The 23,457-nt window shown below is 67.5% G+C and carries 13 protein-coding genes; 7 read left to right on the top strand and 6 right to left on the bottom strand.

Features of this window, described 5'->3' with window-relative positions; translation table 11 throughout:
- Positions 1–38 precede the first annotated feature (38 nt).
- Positions 39–761 (bottom strand): M48 family metallopeptidase, encoded by a 723-nt coding sequence (locus DVB37_RS03725; RefSeq protein WP_240434033.1) that lies wholly within the window; start codon positions 759–761, stop codon positions 39–41.
- Positions 762–918: 157 nt separating this feature from the next.
- Here DVB37_RS03725 and tssJ point away from each other — a divergent pair, with 157 nt between their 5' ends.
- From tssJ to DVB37_RS03700, 5 genes are read left to right on the top strand one after another with little or no spacing between them, the layout of a single operon-like run.
- Positions 919–1,536: a type VI secretion system lipoprotein TssJ gene (tssJ, locus tag DVB37_RS03720; protein ID WP_104143431.1), complete on the top strand. Its 618-nt coding sequence runs from the start codon at positions 919–921 to the stop codon at positions 1,534–1,536.
- A gap of 60 nt (positions 1,537–1,596) precedes the next feature.
- Positions 1,597–2,943, top strand: a complete 1,347-nt coding sequence (gene tssK, locus DVB37_RS03715; RefSeq protein WP_046807645.1) for a type VI secretion system baseplate subunit TssK — start codon at positions 1,597–1,599, stop codon at positions 2,941–2,943.
- Positions 2,944–2,956: 13 nt separating this feature from the next.
- Entirely contained in the window at positions 2,957–3,736 is a 780-nt protein-coding gene (gene icmH / locus DVB37_RS03710) for a type IVB secretion system protein IcmH/DotU (protein ID WP_120153880.1), read from the top strand.
- Complete coding sequence (gene tssI / locus DVB37_RS03705; protein WP_120153878.1) at positions 3,733–12,309, top strand: type VI secretion system tip protein TssI/VgrG; 8,577 nt, start codon at positions 3,733–3,735, stop codon at positions 12,307–12,309. The genes icmH and tssI overlap by 4 nt, the downstream gene beginning before the upstream one ends.
- Positions 12,310–12,348: 39 nt before the next feature.
- Positions 12,349–12,849 carry a hypothetical protein gene (locus tag DVB37_RS03700; protein WP_104143428.1) on the top strand — a complete coding sequence of 167 codons (501 nt, stop codon included), beginning with the start codon at positions 12,349–12,351 and terminating at the stop codon, positions 12,847–12,849.
- A 40-nt stretch (positions 12,850–12,889) separates the two neighbouring features.
- On the opposite strand, the gene DVB37_RS03695 is transcribed toward DVB37_RS03700, so the two are convergent.
- From DVB37_RS03695 to DVB37_RS03675, 5 genes are read right to left on the bottom strand one after another with little or no spacing between them, the layout of a single operon-like run.
- Positions 12,890–15,208, bottom strand: coding sequence for a phospholipase effector Tle1 domain-containing protein (locus tag DVB37_RS03695; RefSeq protein WP_120153876.1), 2,319 nt, complete (start codon positions 15,206–15,208; stop codon positions 12,890–12,892).
- Positions 15,201–15,980: a DUF3304 domain-containing protein gene (locus DVB37_RS03690; RefSeq protein ID WP_120153874.1), complete on the bottom strand. Its 780-nt coding sequence runs from the start codon at positions 15,978–15,980 to the stop codon at positions 15,201–15,203. The genes DVB37_RS03695 and DVB37_RS03690 overlap by 8 nt, the downstream gene beginning before the upstream one ends.
- Entirely contained in the window at positions 15,973–16,965 is a 993-nt protein-coding gene (locus DVB37_RS03685; RefSeq protein ID WP_120153872.1) for a DUF4123 domain-containing protein, read from the bottom strand. The genes DVB37_RS03690 and DVB37_RS03685 overlap by 8 nt, the downstream gene beginning before the upstream one ends.
- Positions 16,966–16,970: 5 nt before the next feature.
- Positions 16,971–19,904 carry a type VI secretion system Vgr family protein gene (locus DVB37_RS03680; protein WP_120153870.1) on the bottom strand — a complete coding sequence of 978 codons (2,934 nt, stop codon included), beginning with the start codon at positions 19,902–19,904 and terminating at the stop codon, positions 16,971–16,973.
- Between the two features lie 59 nt (positions 19,905–19,963).
- Positions 19,964–20,851: a hypothetical protein gene (locus DVB37_RS03675; protein WP_162941152.1), complete on the bottom strand. Its 888-nt coding sequence runs from the start codon at positions 20,849–20,851 to the stop codon at positions 19,964–19,966.
- Between the two features lie 226 nt (positions 20,852–21,077).
- On the opposite strand from DVB37_RS03675, the gene DVB37_RS03670 reads away from it, so the two are divergent.
- Both DVB37_RS03670 and DVB37_RS03665 read left to right on the top strand, forming a co-directional pair.
- Positions 21,078–21,929, top strand: coding sequence for a M15 family metallopeptidase (locus tag DVB37_RS03670; protein ID WP_371683102.1), 852 nt, complete (start codon positions 21,078–21,080; stop codon positions 21,927–21,929).
- 69 nt (positions 21,930–21,998) lie between these two features.
- Positions 21,999–23,423 carry a hypothetical protein gene (locus DVB37_RS03665; RefSeq protein WP_120153863.1) on the top strand — a complete coding sequence of 475 codons (1,425 nt, stop codon included), beginning with the start codon at positions 21,999–22,001 and terminating at the stop codon, positions 23,421–23,423.
- Positions 23,424–23,457 lie beyond the last annotated feature (34 nt).

Genomic DNA, 23,457 nt, shown 5'->3' with positions numbered 1-23,457 from the left:
CAGCCGTAAGCCGCATGGCGCGGCGCACGATGAGGCGGTTACTTGGTAAGCAGGTCGCCGAACGGATTCGGCGCGCGGTTGGGCTGCTGGGCGGGCGAAGTAGAAGGAGTTTGCGTAGCGGGCTGGCGACTGGGTTGCGCGGCGGGTTGTGCAGCGGGCGCGGCGCCAGACGATGCGGCTTGCGAAGCGGGCGTACCGGCGGCGGGCATACCGGCTGCGGGCGTACCGGCGGCGGGCATACCGGCAGCGGGCGCGGTCGGTTCCACCTTGCGCGGCTGACGCGGGCGCGGCGGCGGGCGGCGGCCTTCCGGGAACAACACGTCCTGGCCCAACGTTTCGCGCATCGAGGCGGCCAGCGCCACGGCGTCGGCGCGGGCATTGCCGGCCAGCAACGCGTCGGCACGCAGGTCGGCCAGTGATTGCATCGCCACGCGCAGCCCGCCCACGGCGCGCACCGTCTTGGCCACGAAGTCGTCCGGATCGCGGCTTAACGTTTCATCGGCGGCCACGATGGCCTGGCCATATTTCTGTTCGTCGAAACGAATTTTCGCGATGTAGGACCACGGTGCGCCCTGCGACGGATTGCGTTGGGCGATCTCTTCGAATTGCGCGACGGCCTGCTCCGCGCCCTTCTGCGCCAGCGTCTTTTCAGCGGCGGCCATGGACTGTTTGTATTCCGCTTCCGACTGCGGTTTTACCGACGCACAACCGGCCATCAAAGCGACGACGCCGGCGACTACGACGAGGCGGGAAAAGGGCATGTTTTAAGCACCTAGCAGGGGTTGTAACTAGGGGCCGTATTTCAACAACCTTTTGTTAGTGCGGCGCTACAGCGCGTGACTTCATGTTACTTGCGTCGAAACTGCACGCAACGTGCCGCGATCTGTATTGCTTCACACACTTCCGGTATAAAGGGCCATGTCCAAACATATCCATTTATCACGTTTGTTCGCAGCGGCGGCTTGCACGCTGGCAAGCACCGCCATCACTGGATGTGCAGCGGTTTCGGCCATCGGAGCGGTGGCTGGTTTGACCGGGAATGCGATGGAGATGGCGGGCCTGAAAAAGCAGGAAAACGCGCCGGTGGAAGTGAAATTAGCGATTCATGCGGGAGAAAATTTGAACGCCGGCGCGGGGCAAGCGATGGCCGTCGTTACAAAAATATACTACCTGAAGAATCCTGAGCAATTCCAACGTGCGCCACTCACGCAATTGATAGACACTGCGCAAGAGAAAGCCACGCTGGGGGAAACCGTGCTGGGTTCACGCGAGCTCACGCTCACGCCAGGACAGCGCGTTGAGAGCGTTGAAAAAGTCCCCAAGCAAGCGGAGTACATCGCGGTCGCCGGCCTGTTCTATGCGCCGGCGCCGATGCGTTGGAAGTACGTATTCAAAGTCGACGACGTGAAAGACAGTGGCATCGTCCTGGGCGCGCACGCTTGCGCGCTGACGGTGGCCACGGGCAAACCCACGTTGCCGGCAGGCATACCCAGCTACGACCCCGCGCGCCTGTCCGGCGTGCAGTGTCCTGGTTGACGCGCACTGCGCGATTGCCCGCCTTCTATATATAGAGATAGAAAGACAAGGAGCGCCAACTTGAGTTATTCAGCCAAAGTCCTGTGGGGCGAGGGCCTGTTCCTCCGGCCGCAACATTTTCAGCGGCAGGACGCGTATCACGAGGACCGCTTGGCCGAGATGGCCCGCGCGCTGCATCCTTATGCGTGGGGGCTGCGATCCGCGCGTTTCGATGCGTCGGCACTGGCCAACGGCATGCTGCGCGCCATTGAAATGACGGCCGTGTTTCCCGACGGCGAGCTCTACAACGCGCCGCATGGCGACGAGCTGCCCCCGCCCGTCGCGCTGACGGCGCTGGACGGTGTGAGCGAAGCGGTGTTCTACCTGGCCATCCATCCGCTCAAGGCGATTGGCGGCAATTATCGCGACGGCCAGAGCGCCGGCAATTTCGATACCCGCTACACGCACGACAATGCCCCCGCGCCCGATCTGTACACCGGCGCCACCACGGCCGAGCTGACATTCCTGCGCAAGGACGTGCGGTTGATTTCCGAATTCGAACCGCGCGACGAACTGCTGGCGATTCCGGTGGCGCGCGTGCGCCGCACGGCCAGCGCGGGCTACGAGCTGGACAATTCGTTCATCGCCCCCAGCCTGTCGCTGACGGCTTCGGGCGCGCTGCACGAACAGCTGCGCCGGCTGCTGGACGCGCTGCAAGCCAAGGTCAATGCGCTGTACGGCTTTCATCGCGAGCCCAGCAAGAACATCATTGAATTCCGCTCGGGCGATGTTGCGTCGTTCTGGCTGCTGCACACGGCCAACGAAGCCTACGCCACGCTGTCGCACTTGTTCCACCACCCGCAGCTGCATCCCGAACGCCTGTTCCAGGAACTGTTGCGGCTGGCGGGCGCGCTGATGACGTTCTCGAAGGTGCACACGCTGGCCGACCTGCCCGTGTATCGCCACGACGCGCCCGGCCCGGCGTTTGCCCGCATGGACGAAATCTTGCGCGACCTGCTGGAAACGGTGATCTCGACGCGCTACTTTTCCATCGTGCTGGAAGAGCTGCGCCCGTCGTTTCACATGGGCCGCCTGGATTCCGAAAAGCTGGACGAGACCACCTCGCTGTATCTGTCGGTGCAAGCCGCCATGCCGGCCCGCGAGCTGTCGGAAAGCGTGCCGATGCGCTTCAAGGTGGGCGCCCCCGAAGACGTCGACAAGCTGGTGCTGTCCGCCATGCCGGGCGTGCCGCTGACCTATACGCCGCAGGTGCCGCCCGCCGTGCCCGTGAAACCTGGCGCGGTGTATTTCGCGCTACAGACGCGCGGCTCGCTCTATGACCGCATGCTGCAAGCACGCAGCATTGCCATCTACGCCCCCGCGGGCATTCCCGAACTGAAGTTGGATTTGATCGCCGTCACCCGCTGACAGGAACCCTGCCATGACCGCCGACGCCCCTTCCCTGATGTCCGGCGCGACGCTGCCTCAGCGCGCCGCCGACTTCCATGCCAGCCGCCCCGCCAAGTCATTGCTGGACCTGCTGTACGACGGCTTCCTGATGCTGTTCCTGGTCAAGAGCGGCCAGGAACCGACCGACGCCGCGGCCTTCTCGGCGCGCGTGCAGCAGTTTCTGGCGGACTACGAACGCGCCGCCAAGAAGCTGGATATTCCAGCCGAAGACGTCTACGCCACCAAGTACGCCTTTTGCGCCGCCGTCGATGAAACCGTGTTGAATTCCGGCTTCGCGATTCGTGACGCGTGGATGTTGCAGCCGCTGCAACTGACGCTGTTCGGCGAGCAGCTGGCGGGCGAGAACTTTTTTGCACGGCTGGAAGACCTGCGTGCGCAAGGCGCGCCGCGCCTGCAATCGCTTGAGATCTACTACATGTGCCTGCTGCTGGGTTTCCAGGGCAAGTACCTGATCGAAGGCCAGGAAAAGCTGGGCTACCTGACCGCGCGCCTGGGTGATGAGATTGCCCTGCTGCGCGGCAAGCGCACCGGTTTTGCGCCGCATTGGCAACTGCCCGACAAGATCGCCCACACGCTCAAGCGCGACGTGCCGCTGTGGTCGGTCATGGCGGTGTTTGCGCTGCTGGGCCTGTTGGCATTCCTGGGCATGGGCCACTTTTTGAATTCGGAAATGCAGACGGCGATGGCGCCGTACCACGACATCGTCAAGCTGGGTCCGCGCGCCGCGCACCTGACCATTTCGTTGCCATGAACACTACGCCTTCGAACCCGTCAAGCGCCTCGGCCTACTCGTCGATGAACATCGCCACCTTGTCGCAACAGGCGCGCATGCTGCGCGTCAGCACGCCGCTGGACGCTGAATTGGTGCCCGAGCAGATGACGCTGCGCGAAGGCGTGTCGCGCCTGTTCGCGTTGACGCTGGACTGCCTGGCCGCCAGCGCCGAGCTCGATGTAAGCGGCTTGCTGGGCAAGGAGATCACCGTCAGCCTGTTGCAGGCGGATGGGTCGATGCGCCGCTGGCATGCCGTGGTCGAAGGCGTGGACGCGCTGGGCGCCGATGGCGGTCTGGCCCGCTACCGCTTGCACGCCGCGCCGTGGATGGCCGCGCTGGCGCTGCGCCGCGACAGCTTCATCTACCAAGATCAGTCCGTGCAGGACATCGTCAGCGACATCTTTGCGGATTATCCCCAGGCGGCCTTCGCGTTCGACGTCAGCGAGGCATTGCCCGCGCGCCCGGCTTGCACGCAGTACCGCGAGTCGGATCTGCAATTCGTGCAGCGCATCCTGGCCGAGGCGGGCCTGTCGTATCGCTTCGAACACCAACAGGACGACGGCCAGGCGGCCGGCGGCGGAGCGCGCCATCGCGTCGTGATCTTCGATGCGGGCGCGGCGCGGCCCGAAGACCCGGCCTCGCCCCTGCGTTTTCATCGCAGCGACGCCACTGAAACGCGCGACAGCATCACGCATTTTTCAGCGGCCCAGTCCGTGCGCCCGAACGCCGTGGCGCGCGCCGCCTGGAACGAACGCACGCTGACCGCGCATGCCGCGCAAAGCCGCTCGCCAGTGCAGGTGGAAGCCCTGCCCGTGCTTGAGGATTACGACTACGCCGGCCACGGCCGTTACGCCGACGACGAGGCCGCCGAACAAAGCGCCGCGCGTTCGTTGCGCGCCCACGAATCGCGCATCGTCCGCTTCGAAGGCGCGGGCACGGCGCGGTCGCTGGCCCCCGGCCGCTTGTTCGCCATGACGCAGCACGAACGCTATGCCGAGGGCGGCGGCGGGCAGGCGGTGGACGAGCTGGGCGGCAACCGTTACGTGGTGCTGGAGGTGGTGCACGAAGCCACCAACAACCTGGGGGCACAGGCCCCCCAGGTGGCAAGCAGCGCCGACATGGAACGCGGCACCTATCGCAACCGCTTCACGGCCCAGCCCGAGGCGGCCGCGCTGATGCCGGCGTGGCGCCCGCGCCCGACCGCGCCGGAAGGCCTGGCGGCGGTGGTGGTCAGCGCCGGCGACGCCCCCATCACGTCCGACCGCGACCTGCGCGTGAAGGTGCAGTTTCCCTGGCAGCGCGGCGACAAGCCCGTCACGGGTGGCCTGCCGCACAAGACGCACGGCGACGCCAGCGGCAACGCACCGGGCGACGACCGCTCGGGCACGTGGCTGCGCGTGGCCAGCGCGCAAGCGGGCCCCAACTGGGGCGCGCATCATCTGCCCCGTGGCGGCACCGAAGTCATCGTGGAATTTATCGATGGCGATATCGACAGGCCGGTGGTTGCCGGCCAGCTATACAACGACGCGGACCTGCCGCCCTGGTCCGCTGGCGAGAACGCCGAAGCGAATCACGCCGGCGTATTGAGCGGCTGGCATAGCCACGGCCTGGACGGTGCGGGCCGCAACCAGTGGGTGTTTGACGACACGCGCGGCAAGTTGCGCACGCGGCTGGCCAGCTCGACCGCCGCCACGCAGCTGGGCCTGGGCCATCTGGTCGAACAGGACCTGGACGACGCCAACCGCGGCCAATGGCGCGGCACGGGCTTTGAACTGCGCTCGGACGCGTGGACGGTCGTGCGGTCGGGCCAGGGCATGCTGGTGTCGTCCACCGCCCGCGAACAGGCCAAGTCCACGCAGGCGGACGCGCAGGAAGCCTTGCTGCTGCTGCGCGGCGCGCAAGACGCATCGCGCCGCTTGAACGACAGCGCCGGCCAGCATCAGGCGCGCACGATGGCGGCGGCCGACGGCTATGACGAATTGCTTGCCGCACTGGACCCGCAACAGGACGGACGCTATCCGGCCCAAATCAACGGCCAGGCCGCCGGCAAGGCCGCCAACGGCCAGCGCACGGACTCGGCCGCCGTCGAACGCATCAACGGCCCGCACCTGCTGATCGATTCCCCCAATTCCCTGAACCTGGCCACGCCGGCCAGCGCCGTGCTACATGCGGGCAAGCACTTGCACGCCACCGCGCAATCGGACGCGCACGTGTCCGCGCAGCAGACGTATTCGGCGGTGTCCGCGCGCTCGGCCAGCGTGTTCGCGCAGCAGGGCCCTATCCGGGCGATCTCGGCGCAAGCGCCCGTGTCGCTGCACGCGCATACCGACATCCTGGAAGCGCTGGCGGGCCAGGACATCACCGTGACGTCGTCGGCCGAAGGCATCGAAATCCTGGGCAACCAGCGCGTAACCCTGCAAGCCGCGGGCGGCAGCGTGACGCTGGATGGGGCCGACATTGTGTTCAAGGGGCCGGGCCTGTTCTCGGTCAAGGGCGCCACGCACAATTTCGTGGGTCCGGCCAGTGACGCGGCCAACTTGCCGGCCTTGCCCAGCACCACGGTCGACGATCCGCTGATCGTCAGCGCCGAGCTGGTGCACAAGGACGGCGCCACGGCGTCCGCCGTCAAGAAGGCCGCGTCCGGATTGATGGCCGGTTTCGGCGGCGCGGCGGGAGCCGGCGCCGGCACCGGGCTGGGGGCACTGGGCGATGCCATGCCCAGCGGCCTGGCCAGCCTGGGCCAGACGGCGGCAGGCGCCGCCTCCAAGCTGTCGCAGCTTGCCGGCCAGGCCAACACGCTGGCCGGGCTGGCCAAGAACCCGATGGGCGCGCTGTCCGCCGCCCCGGGCCTGCTGGGCAACGCCAGCCCCGCGATGGGCGGGCTGCTGAACACCGCCAAGAACACGATGGGCATGGTCTCGCAGGCGCAAGGCATGGTCGCTCAGGCAAAGGCCATGGTCGCAAACCCCATGTCGGCGCTGCCCGCCGCCTCCGGCATGCTGGGTTCGGTGGCCCCGGGCGCCAGCGGCATGATCGATTCCGCCGCGTCGGCGGCGGGCACCGTGTCGCAAGCGGCGGCCTTCATCAAGAACCCTTCGGCGGCATTGCCCGCCGCGACGGACATGCTGGCTGCCGTCGCGCCGGAAGGCGCGTCGGGAATGATTTCCGGAGCGGCGACGTTCGCGGGGGTGGGATCGGGGGCTGGAGCGACGTCCGTGGCAAGCGCCACGCCGGCGGCGACTGGTACGCCAAGCGCGGCAACTGCCGGTACAGCGTCTGCGCCGCAAGCATCTGCCGCGAGTTCCGCTGCGGATCCCTCCGGTGCGCCCTCGCCTGCGCTTGCGAGCGCATCGCCTGACGCATCGGCATCGCCCTCCGGGGCTGGTGCTGGGGCTGGGGCTGGGGCTGGGGCTAGTGCTGGTGCGGGCGGTGGAACTGTTGCTGGTGCTAGTGCTAGTGCTAGTGCTAGTGCTGGCGCTGGCGCAGCGCCGGTCGCAAACAGCAGCGTGTCGGTCGCGCCCGCGCCAACGACAGGTGCAGCGTCGACGGCTGCGAACGCTACCGCGACCGCCGACGCAGGCGGCGCGACCAGCGCCTCCGGTCCCGCTGGCGTCGTAGCGTCTGCCCCGCCAACTGCCGGCACGGGCGCACCCGTGTCCAGCGCTTCCGCCGCAGGCACGGCACCCGTCAACGCAACCGGTACCTCGTCCGTTGCGACGTCGGCCCCGTCTGCTGTTGCAACACCCGATGCGCCCGCCAGCGATTCCCTGATCGCGAACACTGGGGCGCCCTCCGTTGCCGATGCGGCCGGGTCGTCGGCCGCCCCTTCGATTGCCGTCGCAAGCGCATCCACGGTCGCGCCTTCGATCACCGCTGCCGGTGCGTCTACGGTCGCGCCTTCGATTGCTGCTGCCGGTGCTGCGTCGGCCACGCCTTCGATTACGGCTGCGAGTGCGTCCGCAGTCATATCGGGCGGCGCGTCTTCTGGCGCCGCCTCGATTGCGGCGGCTGGGGCGGCTACCGGTGCTTCGTCATTCGCCGCTTCGGTAGCGTCGACGACGCCTTCATTCGGCGCGTCCGCGGTTGCGGGCGCTTCAGACACTTTCGTATCTCCCACGGCGGACGTGGCCGTGTCGCCGGCTTCGGCGGCCCTCGTCTCGGCGTCCACGGAAAGCATCGCGTTGCCGGGCGACGTTGTGTCGGCCGCGTCAGTGCAAGCCGGACCGGCAGCCGGCGACTTCACCGGCGCCGCTACGTCGTCGCCACCATCCATCGCGACGGACCTCGGCATGACCGCCGCGACCGCCGTGAACGCGGCCTACAGCGGGGCAGTCTCCTCTGGCGACGCCTATAACGCAGCCTCTTCTCACGTCGACTCGTCTCACGTAGCCGCTTCTAACGCCGCCGCACCTAACGCCGCCCCTTCTAACGCGGCATCTTTCAACGGCGCATCCCCTCCCCCCGCGACCTTAGCGGCAGCATCCGCCCACGCAGCATCGCAAGTCGGCGCGCTGGCGGGTACCGGAGCTGCTTCGGTGGCCGCAACCGCCGCCCGCGCGTCGGCCACGGCGGCGGACGGAGCTTCGCCGCTGACGACGGATCTGCCGCCGGGGTCCGGCGCGGCAACCTTTACGGCAGGTTCGGCGACGAACCATGGCATCGGCTTGTTGACCACTGTGGCCGCAACGATTGGCGCGGCCCCCACGCTGCGCGTGCAGGAGCCTAGGCAAGGCCATGCCGTTGACGACCGGCCCGCTGACGCATCCGCCAGTTCCGCAGCCTCGCTTGCTGCGGGATCGACCGCGACGATAGCCGGGACGGCAAACGCCCAGGGCCACGGACATGCGCCGTCGACGCCGTCCAGCCCTGACACCCACGTCGCGCCAGGGTCCGGCGCGCCCGACACCCAGCTCGTCCAGGCAAGCGTCGACGACGACCAGCGGAAGCAGGTCGACGAGACATCGGCCGCCGCAACAGCGCAGCCATCGCCCAGCTTCGCGACCGCCGCGGCAACAACGCAATCGTCGCCCACCTCCGCGTCCGCCGCAGTGGGGACGCAATCGTCGCCCTCTTTCGCTGCGTCCGTGTCTCCCGGCCAACAAGGCGCGGCCTCAGTCACGGCATCCGCGCACCCACGCGACACGCGCGACACGTCGACTTTGCCGAACGCTACGCTGCTCGCGACCGTGACCGCCAGCGCGGGCACGCTGCTGGCCGGCGCCGCAAACGCGGCTGGCAATACGGCAGCCGCAGCATCTTCGGCAGCCGTTGCTGGCGGCGCGCTGTCTGACCCGGCTACGCTGGCCACCGTCGTTCCGCAGCCCTCTGGCGCCTTGCACGGATTCAGCTGGCCCGGCGCCGTGAACGGCGCATCGCCGTCCTCTGCCGGGACCGTGACGCAAGGCGACCAGCTTGCGCAATTAACGAGCACCGGCCGAGACGCAGGTTCGGCAACGGGACTTTCGGCCGACGTCTCCGCCGGTATCCCCGCTGGTATGCCCGTTGAGGTTCCCACTAACGTCTCCGCTGGTATGCCCGTTGAGGTTCCCGCTAACGTCCCCGCTGGTATGCCCGTTGAGGTTCCCGCTAACGTCTCCGCTAACGTCCCCGCGGACGTCTCTGCAAACGTCTCCGCCCATGCCGCTGGCGTTGCAGCCCCGGACGGCGGCGCGTTGATCGCATCCAGCGACACCCTGCCGGCGACGGGCGGCCTGTCTGGCGACGGCCCTGCCGTGGCCGCCGGCATCCCCACGCAAACGCCTGGCTTCGTCCCTGCCTCGCAAAGCACCCTGCCGCAGGGCGCGGGCCTGCCCGGCGGCTCGGGTGAAGGCGGCTTGAACTTCCCCAGCAACCCCTCATCAGCGGGGGCCAGCGCGACATCCGGCGTTGGCGGGATCGGCGCAGGCGCGGCAGCGGGCCTGGGAGGCTCCGGGGGCAGCACGGCTGGCTCGACTACGGCAGCGACCAGCGCCGCGACGGGCTCCGCCGGCAGCGCTGCGACCTCCGCCGCCGCGCCTGCCGCAGCCTCACCTGTCGTAGCGACAAGCGCAGCCGGAGCAACCCCGGCAAGCGTCACCGCGACGACCGCCGCCGGGGACTCGTCCGTCGCCAGCGTCGCGGGAAGCGAGTCCGGCTCCACGGCGTCGGCAGGCGCGGGCGTCAACACGGCGCCCTCCGCAGCGGACGCTAGCTCGACCGGCACCGTCGGCGGTACCGCGAACGCAGCTACTGCGGCTGGTGCACCGGCGACCCCCTCGGCCGCCCCCACGGCGGACGCTACTTCCAGCGCCAGCGCCGGCACTTCCACCAGCGCGCCAGCCCATGCGGCCGGCGGCCCATCGGGCAGCGCAACGACAACGGCCAGCGCCGCCTCGGCCAACGGCGCGTCCACTCCCACATCGGCTTCGCCCGCCGGCAGCGCGCCCTTGGGCAAAGCCCCCGCCGCAACGCCACCCGCCCCAGCCAGCACGGCGGCCACCGCTGCGCCTGCCACGCCGGATGCAAACCTGGGTAGCGCCACCGCGCGCGCGGCGGGCATGTCCGACAGCACGCCGGCCACCCGCGCCACCGATCTGTCCGCCACAGCCGGCGCGGGTGCGGGCGCGTCCGCCGCTGCTTCCAGCGCCGGCAGTTCCGGCGCTGTGGGCATCGGCGCCGTTGCGGCCGGCGGCGGGCTGGCGACCTTTGCGCAACAGGCCAGCGCCGCGTCCACCGCGCTGTCCAGCGCATCCACCTTCGCGGCGGGCGGCGTCAGCGCCAACGTGGGCGCGGCCATTGTGCCGGTCATGACGCAGGCGCTGAACGCCGGCGGCGACCGCATGGCAGCCTTGAGTTCCGCCGTTGACACGCTGTTTACGTTGCCCGACGTCAAGCAAGCCAACATCCCGTCGGTGGCAGGCGCCATCCTCAGCATGCCGGGCCTGTCATCGTCGTCGATGCCCAGCGTGATCGGCGCCATCCTGCAATCGCCCACCTTGGCCACCGAGACGCTGCCCAAGGTGGCCGAGGTGCTGATGAAGATACCCGGCGTGGCCGAGTCCCCGCTGCCGCAGATCGCGCGCGACGTGCTTGACTCGGTCGGCCTGGGACCCGTGGCGCGCACCCAGGGCACCAACCTGCCTGGCGGCACGCCGCCCGCCGGCGGCTCCGGCCGCGCGGTGCCCGGCGTGTCCACCTACCGCGCCCGCCAGGACGGCGCGCGCCTGCAATACGTGAACCTGGAACAGGTGGCCGAACGCTGGAACGACGGCAGCGCGCTGACCACCACCGAACGCCAATCGAACCGCCCGCGCATCCACGTGGAATTCAATCGCCCCGGCCAGCACCGCTTCACCATCACCGTGAAGGCCGACCCCGCCAACATTCCGTACTCCGCGCGCGAACGTGGCCGCCGCGCCAGCTATCAGGAACCGCACAGCAACCCGCGCAGCTACGTCACCAACGCCGACGGCACCCGCATCGTCGACGACATCACGCTGCCGGCCGCCGGCCTGAACCTGTACCTGTTCGAAGTGCGCGACGAACGCGGGCAATTGATCAAGACCGAACGCGTTGAAACCGTGCGCCGCCTGTACATCCAGGAAGTCATGTGCATGAGCGCGCATCCGGCCGGCCACCTGGCCGACGTCACGCCCGTCACCGCGGAATTCGCGCTGCACGGTATCGATATGATCCAGCTTCCGCGCCTGCAATTCCGGGGCCGCTCGGCGGTTGACGCCGCCGACACCGTCGAGTCGCAGCAAGCCATCATGAACGCCGTTCGCGCGGTCTATGCCCCTTCCCCGGGCAAGCAGCGCGAACCCTATACGCTGGTCGTTTGCCACGTTGACCGCCTGGCCGCGCCGGGCGTCAGCGGCGACATGCGGCTGCCGGTGCCCGCCGGCCCCGGCGGACGCGTCATGACGGTGCCCATCGTCAACGACGACCGCAGCCGCTCCAGCCTCTGGTACGAATTCGATGCCAGCGACGACTGGCTGGTGCACGCGCGCTACATCCACACGGACGCCTCCGGCGCCGAACGGTCGATTCCAATTCCGCGCCACCTGATCACCCCCATCCGCGAAAGCAATGGGTCGGTCTGGTCGGTGTCCGTGGACCTGACCCGCATATCGCCCACGCCGCTGACCGGCATGCTGAACATCCAGTTCAACACCGTGGCCGCCAGCTACGCCGGCCTTGCCATCACGGGCACCAACCTGCTGTTCGTCTCGACGCTGGACCCCTACGAACCCAACTCGCAGGCCTACCTGACCGAAACCCTGGCCCACGAAATGGGCCACTTGCTGGGCATGGTGCCCAGCGGCCCCGACTGGCCCGGCCTGCGCAACCAGGACGAGTCCGCCGACGATTCAAAGCTGGACCCGCCGCCGCACTTCTACTACAACGCGGGGGGGCACTGCTATTACGGCCTGCCCGACCAGAATGGCGAGTACAACGAGGAAATCGGGCAGTGCGTGATGTACGGCATCACCTGCGCGAACATTCATTTCTGCCCCAGTTGCAGCAAGGCCGTGCGCAAGGTCGACTGCTCCGAAGGCTGGACGGCGTTCTGACGCCGGCCTTTTCCAGATAACCGACATGCCCGAACCGACATGCCCATCATGACGACCGACTGGATTGAACCCGCCACCTTTGCCTCGGTGCCCTCGCACTCGCAAAAGGAACACGCCTGCATGCCGCCGCTGCAAGGCTACGACGCGCAGATGCGCATCGCCGCGCCCACCCGCGTGACGATCCGCGACGGCAGCACGCTGACCATTCCCATCTGTGCGCGCGGCATCCTGCCCGTGGTAGACGAGCCGCAGCTACCGCGTTTCGTGGCGGTGGACACGCGCACCGGCAAGGTCTATCGCGGCATCGCGTTCAACTACGTGCGGCCCAAGCTGCCCAATGTGTCGGTGGACCCCAGCGAAGGCGCGGCCCCGCCCAAGATTCCGCTGCCGCCCGGCATGACCGTGGAAACCCGCTTCACCACGGATATGGCGGGCGTCCTGCATCTGCCCGCCACGCCCGCGACCTACGAGGTGTATATCGAGGCAGAGAACGTGAAGTCGAATACGGTGACGATAGCGGTCGAAGCGGGCAAGACGTAAGCGGCATCGAAGGCGCCACGCACGTCCTTCATTCGTCGCGTCACGGGCGCGCCGGTGTCATCTGTTGAATGTTCTGCTCTGCCCGGGCAGCCTGGGCCTCGACCTTTTCCGCGTTGCGCATGTCCTTGGCGCGCTGCGCCATTTCGGCCTTGGCGTCGGTCTTGGCGAATACATCCTTGTCGCGGACGCGGAAGTACATCGTGGTGCTGGCCAACAGGTGATCGGGCCAACTGCTCAACATGGCGTCGTGCACCAGCCAGTCGAACAAGGTCATGACCTTCGGGGGCAGCTGCGTTTTGCCGTCGCGCGCCTCGCGCCAGGCGGTCAGCAGGCGTTGCTGAACCGCGCGCTCGGCCTTGATGTCGGCCAGGGGGTCGGCGGCCTTTTCCGGCGTGCCGCCGCCGCGCTTGATCAGTTCATTGCGCATGTTCTCGCGGTCGCGCATGTCCTTGTCCATCAACTCCATCGTGCGCAACACCTGCGGGCTATTACGCTCCAGGTCCGCGCGGCGCTGCGCGGTATCGGCGTCCTGCTGTTCCGCGTGCTCCAGGCTCTTGTATTCCTCTTCCAGGCGTTCCCACAGCGGCTTGAAACGTTGCGGAGGCAATTCGCCACGGCTTGCCGAGGCGCGTTCCCAACGCTCATTCTTAAGCGCCTCCAGCTCGCGCAGGCGGGCCGTATTCTCGGGCTTGTTGCGTTCCTCGGCGGGCAATGCCGACACGCGCCGCAGCTCTTGGTTGTATTCCTGTTCCGGCGTGAAGTAGTCCCGGTCCTTGATCCACGCCTCGGCCGGGTCCGACAGTTCGGCGCGGAACGTGGGGTCCTGGTAACGCACGGCAAGCCAGCGCAGGAATGCCTCCATATGCGGCATGAAGTCGATGCCCGGCTCGTACTTGACGACCTCGCGATACGCTTTGACCAGATCCAGAATCTGGCTTTTCGTACTGCCATCCACAATCGGTTCGGACAGCGAAAACTGCAAATAGGTATCGGGCTTCAGGTCGGCCAGCCTTTCCATGCTGTGAAAGGCCGCGCCGTGCGACAGGGCCTGGTTCATCATGTCGCGCAGCGCCACGCGCGACAGCTCGACCCGCGCATTCAGCGACCCGGGCGGACTGACGCCCGTCACGTCGCCACTGGACCCGGGATACAGATACTGCAGGCCGCGCGTCTTTTCCAGGCTGTCCATGCGCTGATTGCGGCGCAGCTCATGCGCGGCCGCGAAATGCACGCACGTCTGCACGGCGGCTGGCACCGTCAACGTCCTGTCCTTGTGCGTCTGCTTGATAAGGTCAGTGACGGGCAAAAAGCCCAGGAACGTGTTTTCGTCCATGATGGACGCGACCGAATCCAGCAAGCCCATGAAGCGGATCTGGATATCAGCATCTGACTTGTTCTTCGTTCGGTCGCCAATCACCGCCAGGTCCGCATCGTGACGGCGGCGGTACTTCTTGACCAGATCATTGACGAACTGGCGCGCGACCACCCCGCCCCGGTCCGCGCCGAACACGGTGATTTCAATGCGGCGCACATTCTGCCCTTCGCTCACGGCGTCATAGGCCGCCTTGAACTGGCGCAATGCCGAGTCCACGCGCACGTCTACGCCCGTGCCCATCAGGTAGGCCACCGTTTCCTGATCGCGGATGATCGGCACCGTTTCCATCATGGTTGACTTGGCGGCTTCCTTGCCGGCCGTCCACGCGACCTTAAGGGGATTTTTCTTGAAGCCGGCCCAGAAGCCTCGAATGGTGGCGCGCGCACGGTTCACCACGCGCTCGGGGTCCCACGCATTCCAGATCCGGACCGCCTTTTCGGGCAACGTCCGCACGTCTTTCACGACGTCCTTGTATGCCTTGACCATGGGCTGATACGAGGACTCACGCAGCGACTTCTTCACCGCCGCCGTCAGGCGCCCGGTGAGCTTATGGTTCGGAATCTCGTCCGTGCGCAAGACATTGCCGACGTTGGCCGATATCGCCTTTTGCGCGTTGCTCGCCGCCTTCATGCCCGCCTTCGCGGCGGCATAAATCATGTCGTCGTTTTCCGCATCGGCATTCAGATCCGTGCCCAGACCCGAGTAATAAAACCGAAACCAGTGGTGCTTTTCAGGGCGGCCGGGATCGCTCTGGACATAGTGCGCTTCCCACAAGCGGCAGATGTTCGAATAGTACGTGGGGTGCTTCGCATCTTCGTCGCGGCTACGGCCGAAGCCGTCAAAAAAGAACCCCATCCGCAGGACCGCACCGCATTCATTGCAGTCGTCCTTGGGGTACGCCGCCTCGTTCTGGGCCATTGCCTTCAGCACCGATGCCGGCGTACGGTTCTCCGGCGGCAAGTCACTGGATTGCGCGTCAGACATGCTTATCTCCCGCCGGGGTGCCCATGGCTTTGATCTGCTCCAGCTTTGCCGGCGGCAACGCCGCGACTTCCCGGGCGAAATCGCCCGGCGCGCGTCCCGGCTTGTCCAGGATCGCCTTCACCTGTGGATCCGAATCGAAGTTCGACGCCACCGTGAAGTACAGCAGCATGTACTGGCGCAGGTCTTGCTTGTCTTCGATACGGTATTTTTTCCATGCCGGCTGCAACGCCTTCGCGGTCGCGCGCAGCAGTTCGGCGTCACTGCGGTAAGCGCCAAGCGATGCGCGATGCTCGCGCCATAGCCAGTCCACGGTATCGACAATGGGAATCCGCGTCTGGCCCAGGAGCTTGCGGCTTAGCGCCAGCTCCATGTGTTCGTCGGGATAGATGTGCAGCTCCAGATACAGCGGACCGTCGCCCGCCGGGATCTCGGCGGCCGGAAATTTGATGGCGCCCTGCCGATCGAAATAGAGCGAGTCGGCCTTGCCATCGTGCAAATGCTTGCGCAGCAGCTCGGCGTCGACGCCGCGCCAGTCCACGGTGAAATCGGTGCCCTTGAGCGTGAAGCAGCAGGTAACCGAGCCCTCGCCGCCGCCCGGGCTGACCTGCATCGTCGACGCCACGCCTTCGCCCTTGTCCTTGACGCTGATGCTGCGGATATTCCACGGCGTGTAGTTATAGGCGATGAAACTGACGCCTTGGTAGACCGGCTCGCTATTGCAACCCGCCAGCATGCCCAGCCACAACAGCGCGGCGATCAATCCCTTACGCATTCATCTCTCCTGAAGGCCAATCCTGACCGGCCCAATGCAAGGCCTGCACCTCGTCCCACACCGCGTCCGGCACGCCCGCCAGCGCCTTTGCCAGCGCGCCGTCGTCACCGGGCTGATACTCCTGCAAGCCCGCACGGATCAGCGGATGCTCATCAAAGCGCGGGGATATCGATACGCCCCACGCCACATAGTCGAACATGTCTTTGTCGCCCGCCACGCCGTGTGCGCGCGCGCGTTCCAACTGCACTTGCACTTGCGGCACCAGCGCGTCCTGATCCGGGTCGCCCGGCAGCAGACCGGGATACAAGCGGCGTAGTTGCACCGCGAGTTTGTCGGGGTAGTCCAGGTCGAACAGCATCTGGTGCTGCTCGGGCGTGAAGCGTTGGATGCCGTCGGGCGCGTCTGTGGGCAGCCTGCCGGTGCCCGACAGCTCGGCCTGCGAGCCATCGCGCAACGCGTAGCGCAAGGTGATCAGCGGCGAGGCGAAGCGGGCGCGTTGTTCGGCGGTCCAGACTTGCAGGGCGCGCGCCAGGATGCGCGTGTCGTACCAGTGCAGGAAGAACTCGGTATCGTCGGGCAAGGCGTAGTCGCAAAACCGTCCGAAATGCGCGATCAGCTTTTCCAGGGGCACGGCGGAGGCGAAGCTCATCATTGCGTAGCGGCCGCCGCTGCGTTCGTGCAGGGCGTTCAACACGCGCACGAGCGGCGTACTGAAATCAGGCCGACGCGGCCCGCGCAGCACGCCTTGCGATGCGCCGTCCACTTCGATCAGCAGTGGCGCCACGTCGCCATAAATGTCCAGCCCGGTTTGCGCCCAGATCGAGCCAAAACTCAGGTCTTCGGTGGCACTGATGCGTGCCAGCAGATCGGGGTGCCCCCGAAAATCCACGATCACATACGCGCGCGCGGCTTCGCCATACGGCCCGCGGTGGTGCGGCAATTGCGCAAAGGTGGAAAGCAGCGCCTGCTGCCAGGAATAAGCCATCGCCGTCACGCCTTTTCGGTAATGGATTGCACGCTGTCCTGGGCGTCCAGCACGCAGCTTTTGCATACCGTGAACTGCGGAAAGGGATACGGCATCTGGGTGGGGCCGGCGAACTGTTTGTTGCCGGTCTTGACGTCGATACGGCCGGGCGCGGTGACGGTGATATTGCCGCCTTCGATGACGATGCTGGCACCCGCCGCGTTGGCAATGCGGATGCGCTTGGGCGATGCGTATTCGATGCCGGCGTTGGCGCTGACCATGCGCAGGTCCTGCTGCGCCTGCACGGTCAGCACGTCATGCTGCGACATCACGTCGACTTCGCCCGTGCCGGCGATCAGGTCCAGGCCGGATTCGGCGCCGCCCTTCTGCACGCCGGCCACGATGCCCAGCGCCTGGCCGGTATGCACGCGCAGCGAGCCGATGACGGCCAGGTTGTGGTCCAGCCCCGATGACCAGTGCACCAGTTCGCCGGCCGATATCTGCACGTTGCGTCCGGCCGCTTGCGTCAGCCCCGCGCGGCCCGCCATCAGCACCAGCGGGTCGGTCAGGTGCGGGACCTTGCCGTCGACCACTTCCGTGTGCTTGGCAGAGGCATCGCCCGCCGCGCCGCTGATCGCCTGGCCGTCTACGGTGCCGGAGACGGCGCGCGTCATCGCGGCCAGGGGCGCGCGTTCACCGTCCAGTCGGCTGGCGCCTGCTGACGTGGTGCCGCGTGCCGAAGCCAGGCGCACGCCCTGATGCGCGCCGATCACGCCGTCAAACGACTGCGCCATGATGTCGGCCTGCCCGGCCAGCGCCAGGGGCGCCGCCGCGTCGCCTGCCGGTTCGCCGCCGCCGGCCGTGTAGGTGGTCAGCAACACGCCCGCGCCGCCCCGCAGCGCGCCAAACGCATCGGTGCGCAATTCCGCGCCCACGCCGCGCACGTTGCCGCGATAGTTGCCAGCCTGGTGAATCAGATGGCCCAGGTTCAGTTCGCTGGCCGACTGCGTGGACTTGATCTGCATGCGCAGCTGGCCGTCGCTGTCGTCGAAGACGATCTGGTTGTAGCCGTCGCCGCCAAATTCCTTGCTCTTGAAGCCGCTTAACGCGGCCGCGTTGCGATGCTGTTCGTCGCCCGCCGCCGCGCCGTGCCAGGCGGGTGCGTTGCCGCTGGCCAGGTTGGCCTGCGCGCTGGGCTTGCCGTCGAGGGCCGCCGCGTACACCTCGGTGTTCATGGGTTCGCCGGCCTTGCCGCCTGGCGTAGCCGGTATGCCGCCTTCGCCGCGCCCGTTGTAAAGCGCACCGACGACCAGGGGCTGGTCGATGTCTTCGTCCAGGAAGCGCACCAGCACTTCCTGCCCGATACGCGGCACGAAGCTCATGCCCATGCCCGCGCCCGCCTGGCGCTGCGCCACGCGTGCCCAACGGCTTTTCGCCAGGCCCTGGCCGTCGGTCTGCCAGTGAAAGCGCACGCGCACGTCGCCCCGCGCGTTGCGGTGGATTTCGTCTTCGCCGCTGGCCTCGGTGGCCCCTTCGGCGTTGGTGACAATCGCCGTGTGCACGCCCACGGCCGACGGCGCGCCGGCCAATCGGGCACCGCGCGCGGCGGCCGGCAAGGCGCGCCAGGGGCGGTCGCAACGCACCGCGCAAAAGCGGTTGGCGTAGCCCACTTCATGCGCCCGCGCCAGCACGGCGGCGTCAGGCCGGCCGACGCCGATCAATGCGTCGTCTGGGGGGTAGGCGGAATCGTCGTCGGCCAGGTCGTCGTGATCGGCACGCTGAATGTCTGCGTCGCTATTCAATGCGGCGTCTTCGTCGTCGTCAAAGCACAGGAAGTCGTCCAGCGCGCCCATCTGGCCGGACAAGTTGGCGTCGGCCTGGCCCGGCAGGTTGTTGACGCCGACGTGTTCAATACGGTCCAACGCGAACACGGGTTCGAAGCCGGCCTCGCCCTTGGGCCCTAACGGCGACATGTCTTGCAGCGTGAAGCGTGTGCCCGACCGGAACGTGCGCACGTTGCCACGCCCAATGAACGTTTCGGCGCGGGCCTGCGCGGCCTGCATCAACAGCGTGGCCTGAAACTGCGCGTGCGCCTGGTTCAACAGGCCGCCGTGGCCCAGGGGTTCAAACCATTCCAGCCCGGCGGTTTCGTCGTCGGACCCGCTGGCCGGGCCGGCCAGGGCCTGGCCCGTGATGGCGTGCTTGCCGCTGTCGTGCCAGCCTAGAACGGTGACGCGTTCCACCGCGCGCCGCTGCCTGCGCGCCAGGGCCTGCACGCCGTCGCGCGTCTCGGTGGCATGCGCGCGTTGAAAGCGCACGCCGCCGCCCGAGGACTCTGCGTCTTCGGGCAACGTGCGGCTGTCGGCAAAGATCAGCACGGCATGGCGCGAAGGGGCGGCCTTGTCCTCGACGGTGGTCCAGCCCAGGCCGGATTCCGCCAGCAGGCGCGACAGAAAGGCGTAGTCGGTTTCGCGATACTGCGTGGTGTAAGGCCGCGTGGGCAGGTCGGCAAGGTGGCGCTCGACGTCGTCGGCAAGCTTGTAGGTGTAGCCCTCGTAGCTGTCCAGCACATGCCGCACGATTTCCAGCACGGGCTGGTTTTCATAGATGCGGCTGGCGCGCCGCTGCGTGGCCAGCCATAGCCAGGGCGCCAGCGTGATGCGATAGCGCGCCTTGCCCGCGTTGCCACCCAGCATCTCGGCGGCACGCACGACGCCGCTGCGGCCAATCTCGCTGCCGTCGGCGCGCGTGGCCCACAGCGTGGCGGGCCGCGACACCATGTCGTTAAGATCCAGCGAAGCGTCGTCGGCCAGCGCAACGATGCGCGCTTCGCTCAAGTCCGACAGGCCTTCACGCGCCACCCAGCCTTCCACTTGCAGGGACGCGATCGCGCCCTCGCCATCCAGGCGATACAGCCGGGATGGGGCGCTGGCACCGCCGTTGCTTGCGTTCACAGCCATGGAGCAAAAACCTCGCGGTGGGACAGGGGCGATAAAAGCCGGAGTGGGGCGTTGCGCATTCAGGGTTCGACGTTGGCTTGCGGCGTCGGGCATTCAGCGGCCGTGCCCCATTGGCCGGCGCACACGCGCAGGCGGCATTGTTCGCCTTCAAAGAAACTGAGCTTGCGGCATTCCTTCAAGCGTTCGGACAACGGCGAGCCCGGCATCTCGCGCATGAAAATGCCATCGGTTTTATAGACGCGCGTGCCGGGCGGAGACGCGGGCGGCAGGCCGTAATTCATCAGTGCGGACAACAGCGCCGCGTCGGTGTCGGAGGGCTGTGCGGCCTTGCGCGGCGTGGCGGCGGGCTTAACGGCGCGCGGCGCATTGCCATGCGGGACCACGGCTTCGCGCGCGCGTTGTTCCGCCGCCTGGCGCGTGGGACCGGGCGCGGTAGCGGCAGGGGCGGTGGTGGCCGGCGACGTCATCGCCAGCACGGACAGCGGGTTGGTCGGTTCGCGCGATGGTTCCGGTTCACCACGGCCCACATCCGCATCGCGCGCGGGCGGCGATTCATCGATGATGGCGGCTACCGCGGGCGGCTTGTCGGACGCCCCTTGCGTCGCGTTGGCCTGCGGCGCGCGCGTGGCGGCGGGCGGGGCGCCCGATGCCGCTGGCGACGCGGGCCGATTCGCCTGCGAAGCATCCGCGCTCAATCCCGTAGCACCCGGCGCCTGGGCCTGCATCGCGCCCGTGGGGTCCTCGTGGATGAACCACGTGATGCCACCGGCCACCAACGCCAGCAGCAACGCCAGCGCCACCCAGCGCCGCGCGCGCGGGTCGCGCCGCGCGGCCAGGTGTTTGACCTCGGCTTCAGGCGCGCGCCCTTCCAGCGCCGCCAGTATTCGTGTGGACTCGGCCTCGCCTCGCGCGGCTGTGGAACCGCTGAGCAGACTCGGCGCGGTCATCGTAGGGCGAGCTTCTTTTTCGTCTTCTGCCATGCGGGTTCCCGTGTCAGCAGGAGGCGTGTGCAGCCCCCCTGTAACCAAGCCCGTCGAGAATACCCGAACACCTCATTTGGAACATCGATTCTTGTTACGATTTCTAAGGGTCCGACGCGGTTTGCAACGCCGGATCGCTTGCCTCCCACGCGAATAGAACAAAAGATGACGCCTTCCGCATGAGGGACCGATCTTGTTACTGCTACTGCCCCTGTATTTTTTGCTGGCGGTGGGCGTTTCCGCTCTCCTGTTTTTCCCTGCACTGCGCCAAGGCGCGGTGCGGGGTTTGCGCGCGTGCGCACAGGGCGTGGCGCGCGGCGCAACGCGCGGCGCAAGCCAGGCGGGCGGTGCGGTGGGTGGCACGGCCGGGGCCTTGCACAGCGGGGTGAAAACGTCGGCGGGATGGGTGGCGCGGCATCGCTGGCAAGTGGCAATCGGCCTTGCAATTGTGTTGCTGCCGTCACTTTTTGCTTTCGTCATGCGACACAATCACACATTCATTTACAGCCCTCAGATGACGGGCCCGGACCGCCGGATTCAGGCCTTGCTGGAAGGCGAAAGGCTGGCCCCGCCAGCCCCCTTGCCGCCCGACGCGTTCACCACGCGTGAGGTGGAATTGGTGCGGCCGAAGCTGGGTGGCGCAAACCGCAATTGGGACCTGCTGGATGCGGATTTCCGCCAGCGTCTGCTGTTGGCTTATCGCATCATGCGCGAGCAGCACGGCTACGAAATGGCGCTGATCGAGGGCTATCGCAGCCCGCAGCGCCAGGAAGAATTGGCGGGCATGGGCACGCACGTGACCAACGCGGGCGCGTTCCAGAGCTATCACCAATATGGCCTGGCCGCCGACAGCGCGTTCTATCGCCACGGCAAGATCGTCATTTCGGAAAAAGACCCGTGGGCCATGCGTGGCTACGAGCTGTTCGGCCAGACCGCCGAGCTGGTCGGCCTGACCTGGGGCGGCCGCTGGAAGATGATGGACTTCGGTCACGTAGAGCTGCGTCGGCCCGGCGCCATGCAGCGCGCGGGAGACACGGCGAAATGAAGGCGACGCATTGCAACGCGCGCGCCGGCGCCCCGATAACAACAACTTCATTCCTCTGACCGGGCGCACATGGCACGTTTGCTGAAAAAAGGCTTGCTGGTTCTGGCGCTGTTCGCGGTGGTGTGGCTGGCCGTCATCATCTGGTGGCAAGAGTCGCGCACGCTGCCGACCGGCGTGGACATCGGGCTGTATTTGTTTGCGCTGCCGCTGGCGCTGTTGGGCGCGCTGTGGCTGGGCGCGCGCATCGTGCGCGCGGCGCGTGCGCCCAAGCCGCAACCGGTGGCGTCAGCGCCCGCTGCCGAGGCGGCGCCGGCGGCTCGGGCCGAACTGCGCGTCGTTGCGGTCGCGGCGCGCGCGGGGGCCGGGCCGGACGCAGCATCGATTGCCGAGGCGTTGATCGAACAACAGCGCCCCGAGCTGGATCCCGAACTGAAGACCTTGCAGGGCTTTCCCGTTTTCGCGGCGCGCGTGCCGCAGCTGGACGACGTTGAGCTGTACGCCGCCGCACGCGAACGCGGCGCGCCCGCCGACGCGTTGGCCACGGCGGGTCTGCGCGCAACGGCCTTGCTGGTCGATGTCGCGGCCACATTGACCGACCAAGCGCATCGCCGCGTCACGGAACTGGATGTGCCGGCGCGCGACGAAGACTGGCCGTTACTGCGCTTTGACCTCCTGCTGCCCGCAACCTGGTCGCAGCCCGCGCGTGAGCGCGCGCGCGCCGAAGTGCTGGCGGCAGCGGGCGTCTGGCCCGGTAGCCGCGTCAGCGTCACGGAACACATCGCGCATGACGTGATGGCCACCGAGACACTGCTGCGTGAATTGGCGTCGCTGCCCGTCGACACCAAGGCCGCGCCAACGTGGCGCATCGTGCTGGCCGGTGACGGCTACATCGATCAGGATCAGGTAGCGCAATGGGACGCGGACGCCACGCTGCTGACGCACGCCAATCCGCACGGCCGCGTGCCGGGCGAGGCCGCTGCCGGCTTGCTATTGAACCTGGTGGATACCCAGGCGGGTGTGGCCGACGCAGGGCCGACCGCATCGAACGCGGCTGCGACGGCCCCCTCCTTTGCATCCACCGACCTGCGCGTCGCCCTGTCACCCATGATCCAACGCCAGAAGCCCGCGGATGCACGGGGCGCGTTGCCTGAGCCCGCGCTGGCCGAACTGGCGCGCGACCTGTTGCAGCGCGCGGCCGTTGCGCCAGACACCGTCGTGCAGGTGGTCAGCGACGCCGATCATCGCGGCAGCCGTCCGTTGGAAGCCCTGGGCGTGACGTCGCAATTGTTTGAACACCTGGATGCCAGCAAGGACTGCCACGCGGTGGGCGTGGCCTGTGGCCACACCGGCGTGGCCGCCTCGTTGCTGACCTTGGCCATCGCCGGTGAAGCCTGTATGCAGGCCGAACACCCGGTGCTGACCCTTACCCTGCAAGACCCCGCATTGCGCTGCGCGTCCCTGGTCTATCGACCGGCCGCCGGCACTACCGCCTGACTCGGAAAATAACAGCGAAAACCATGCGTAGCCC

Source organism: Achromobacter sp. B7 (assembly GCF_003600685.1).
Lineage (GTDB): Bacteria > Pseudomonadota > Gammaproteobacteria > Burkholderiales > Burkholderiaceae_B > Achromobacter > Achromobacter spanius_B.
Note: the sequence above shows the minus strand (reverse complement) of the source record. Positions and strands in the feature narration are given on the sequence as shown.

Excerpts from the sequence above, each read along its gene's own strand:
- DVB37_RS03680 (WP_120153870.1), bottom strand. The coding sequence starts at position 19,904 with ATGGCTGTGAACGCAAGCAACGGCGGTGCCAGCGCCCCATCCCGGCTG.
- tssI (WP_120153878.1), top strand. The coding sequence starts at position 3,733 with ATGAACACTACGCCTTCGAACCCGTCAAGCGCCTCGGCCTACTCGTCG.
- icmH (WP_120153880.1), top strand. The coding sequence starts at position 2,957 with ATGACCGCCGACGCCCCTTCCCTGATGTCCGGCGCGACGCTGCCTCAG.
- DVB37_RS03685 (WP_120153872.1), bottom strand. The coding sequence starts at position 16,965 with ATGGCTTATTCCTGGCAGCAGGCGCTGCTTTCCACCTTTGCGCAATTG.
- DVB37_RS03690 (WP_120153874.1), bottom strand. The coding sequence starts at position 15,980 with ATGCGTAAGGGATTGATCGCCGCGCTGTTGTGGCTGGGCATGCTGGCG.
- DVB37_RS03695 (WP_120153876.1), bottom strand. The coding sequence starts at position 15,208 with ATGTCTGACGCGCAATCCAGTGACTTGCCGCCGGAGAACCGTACGCCG.
- tssJ (WP_104143431.1), top strand. The coding sequence starts at position 919 with ATGTCCAAACATATCCATTTATCACGTTTGTTCGCAGCGGCGGCTTGC.
- DVB37_RS03725 (WP_240434033.1), bottom strand. The coding sequence starts at position 761 with ATGCCCTTTTCCCGCCTCGTCGTAGTCGCCGGCGTCGTCGCTTTGATG.
- DVB37_RS03675 (WP_162941152.1), bottom strand. The coding sequence starts at position 20,851 with ATGACCGCGCCGAGTCTGCTCAGCGGTTCCACAGCCGCGCGAGGCGAG.
- DVB37_RS03700 (WP_104143428.1), top strand. The coding sequence starts at position 12,349 with ATGCCCATCATGACGACCGACTGGATTGAACCCGCCACCTTTGCCTCG.
- DVB37_RS03665 (WP_120153863.1), top strand. The coding sequence starts at position 21,999 with ATGGCACGTTTGCTGAAAAAAGGCTTGCTGGTTCTGGCGCTGTTCGCG.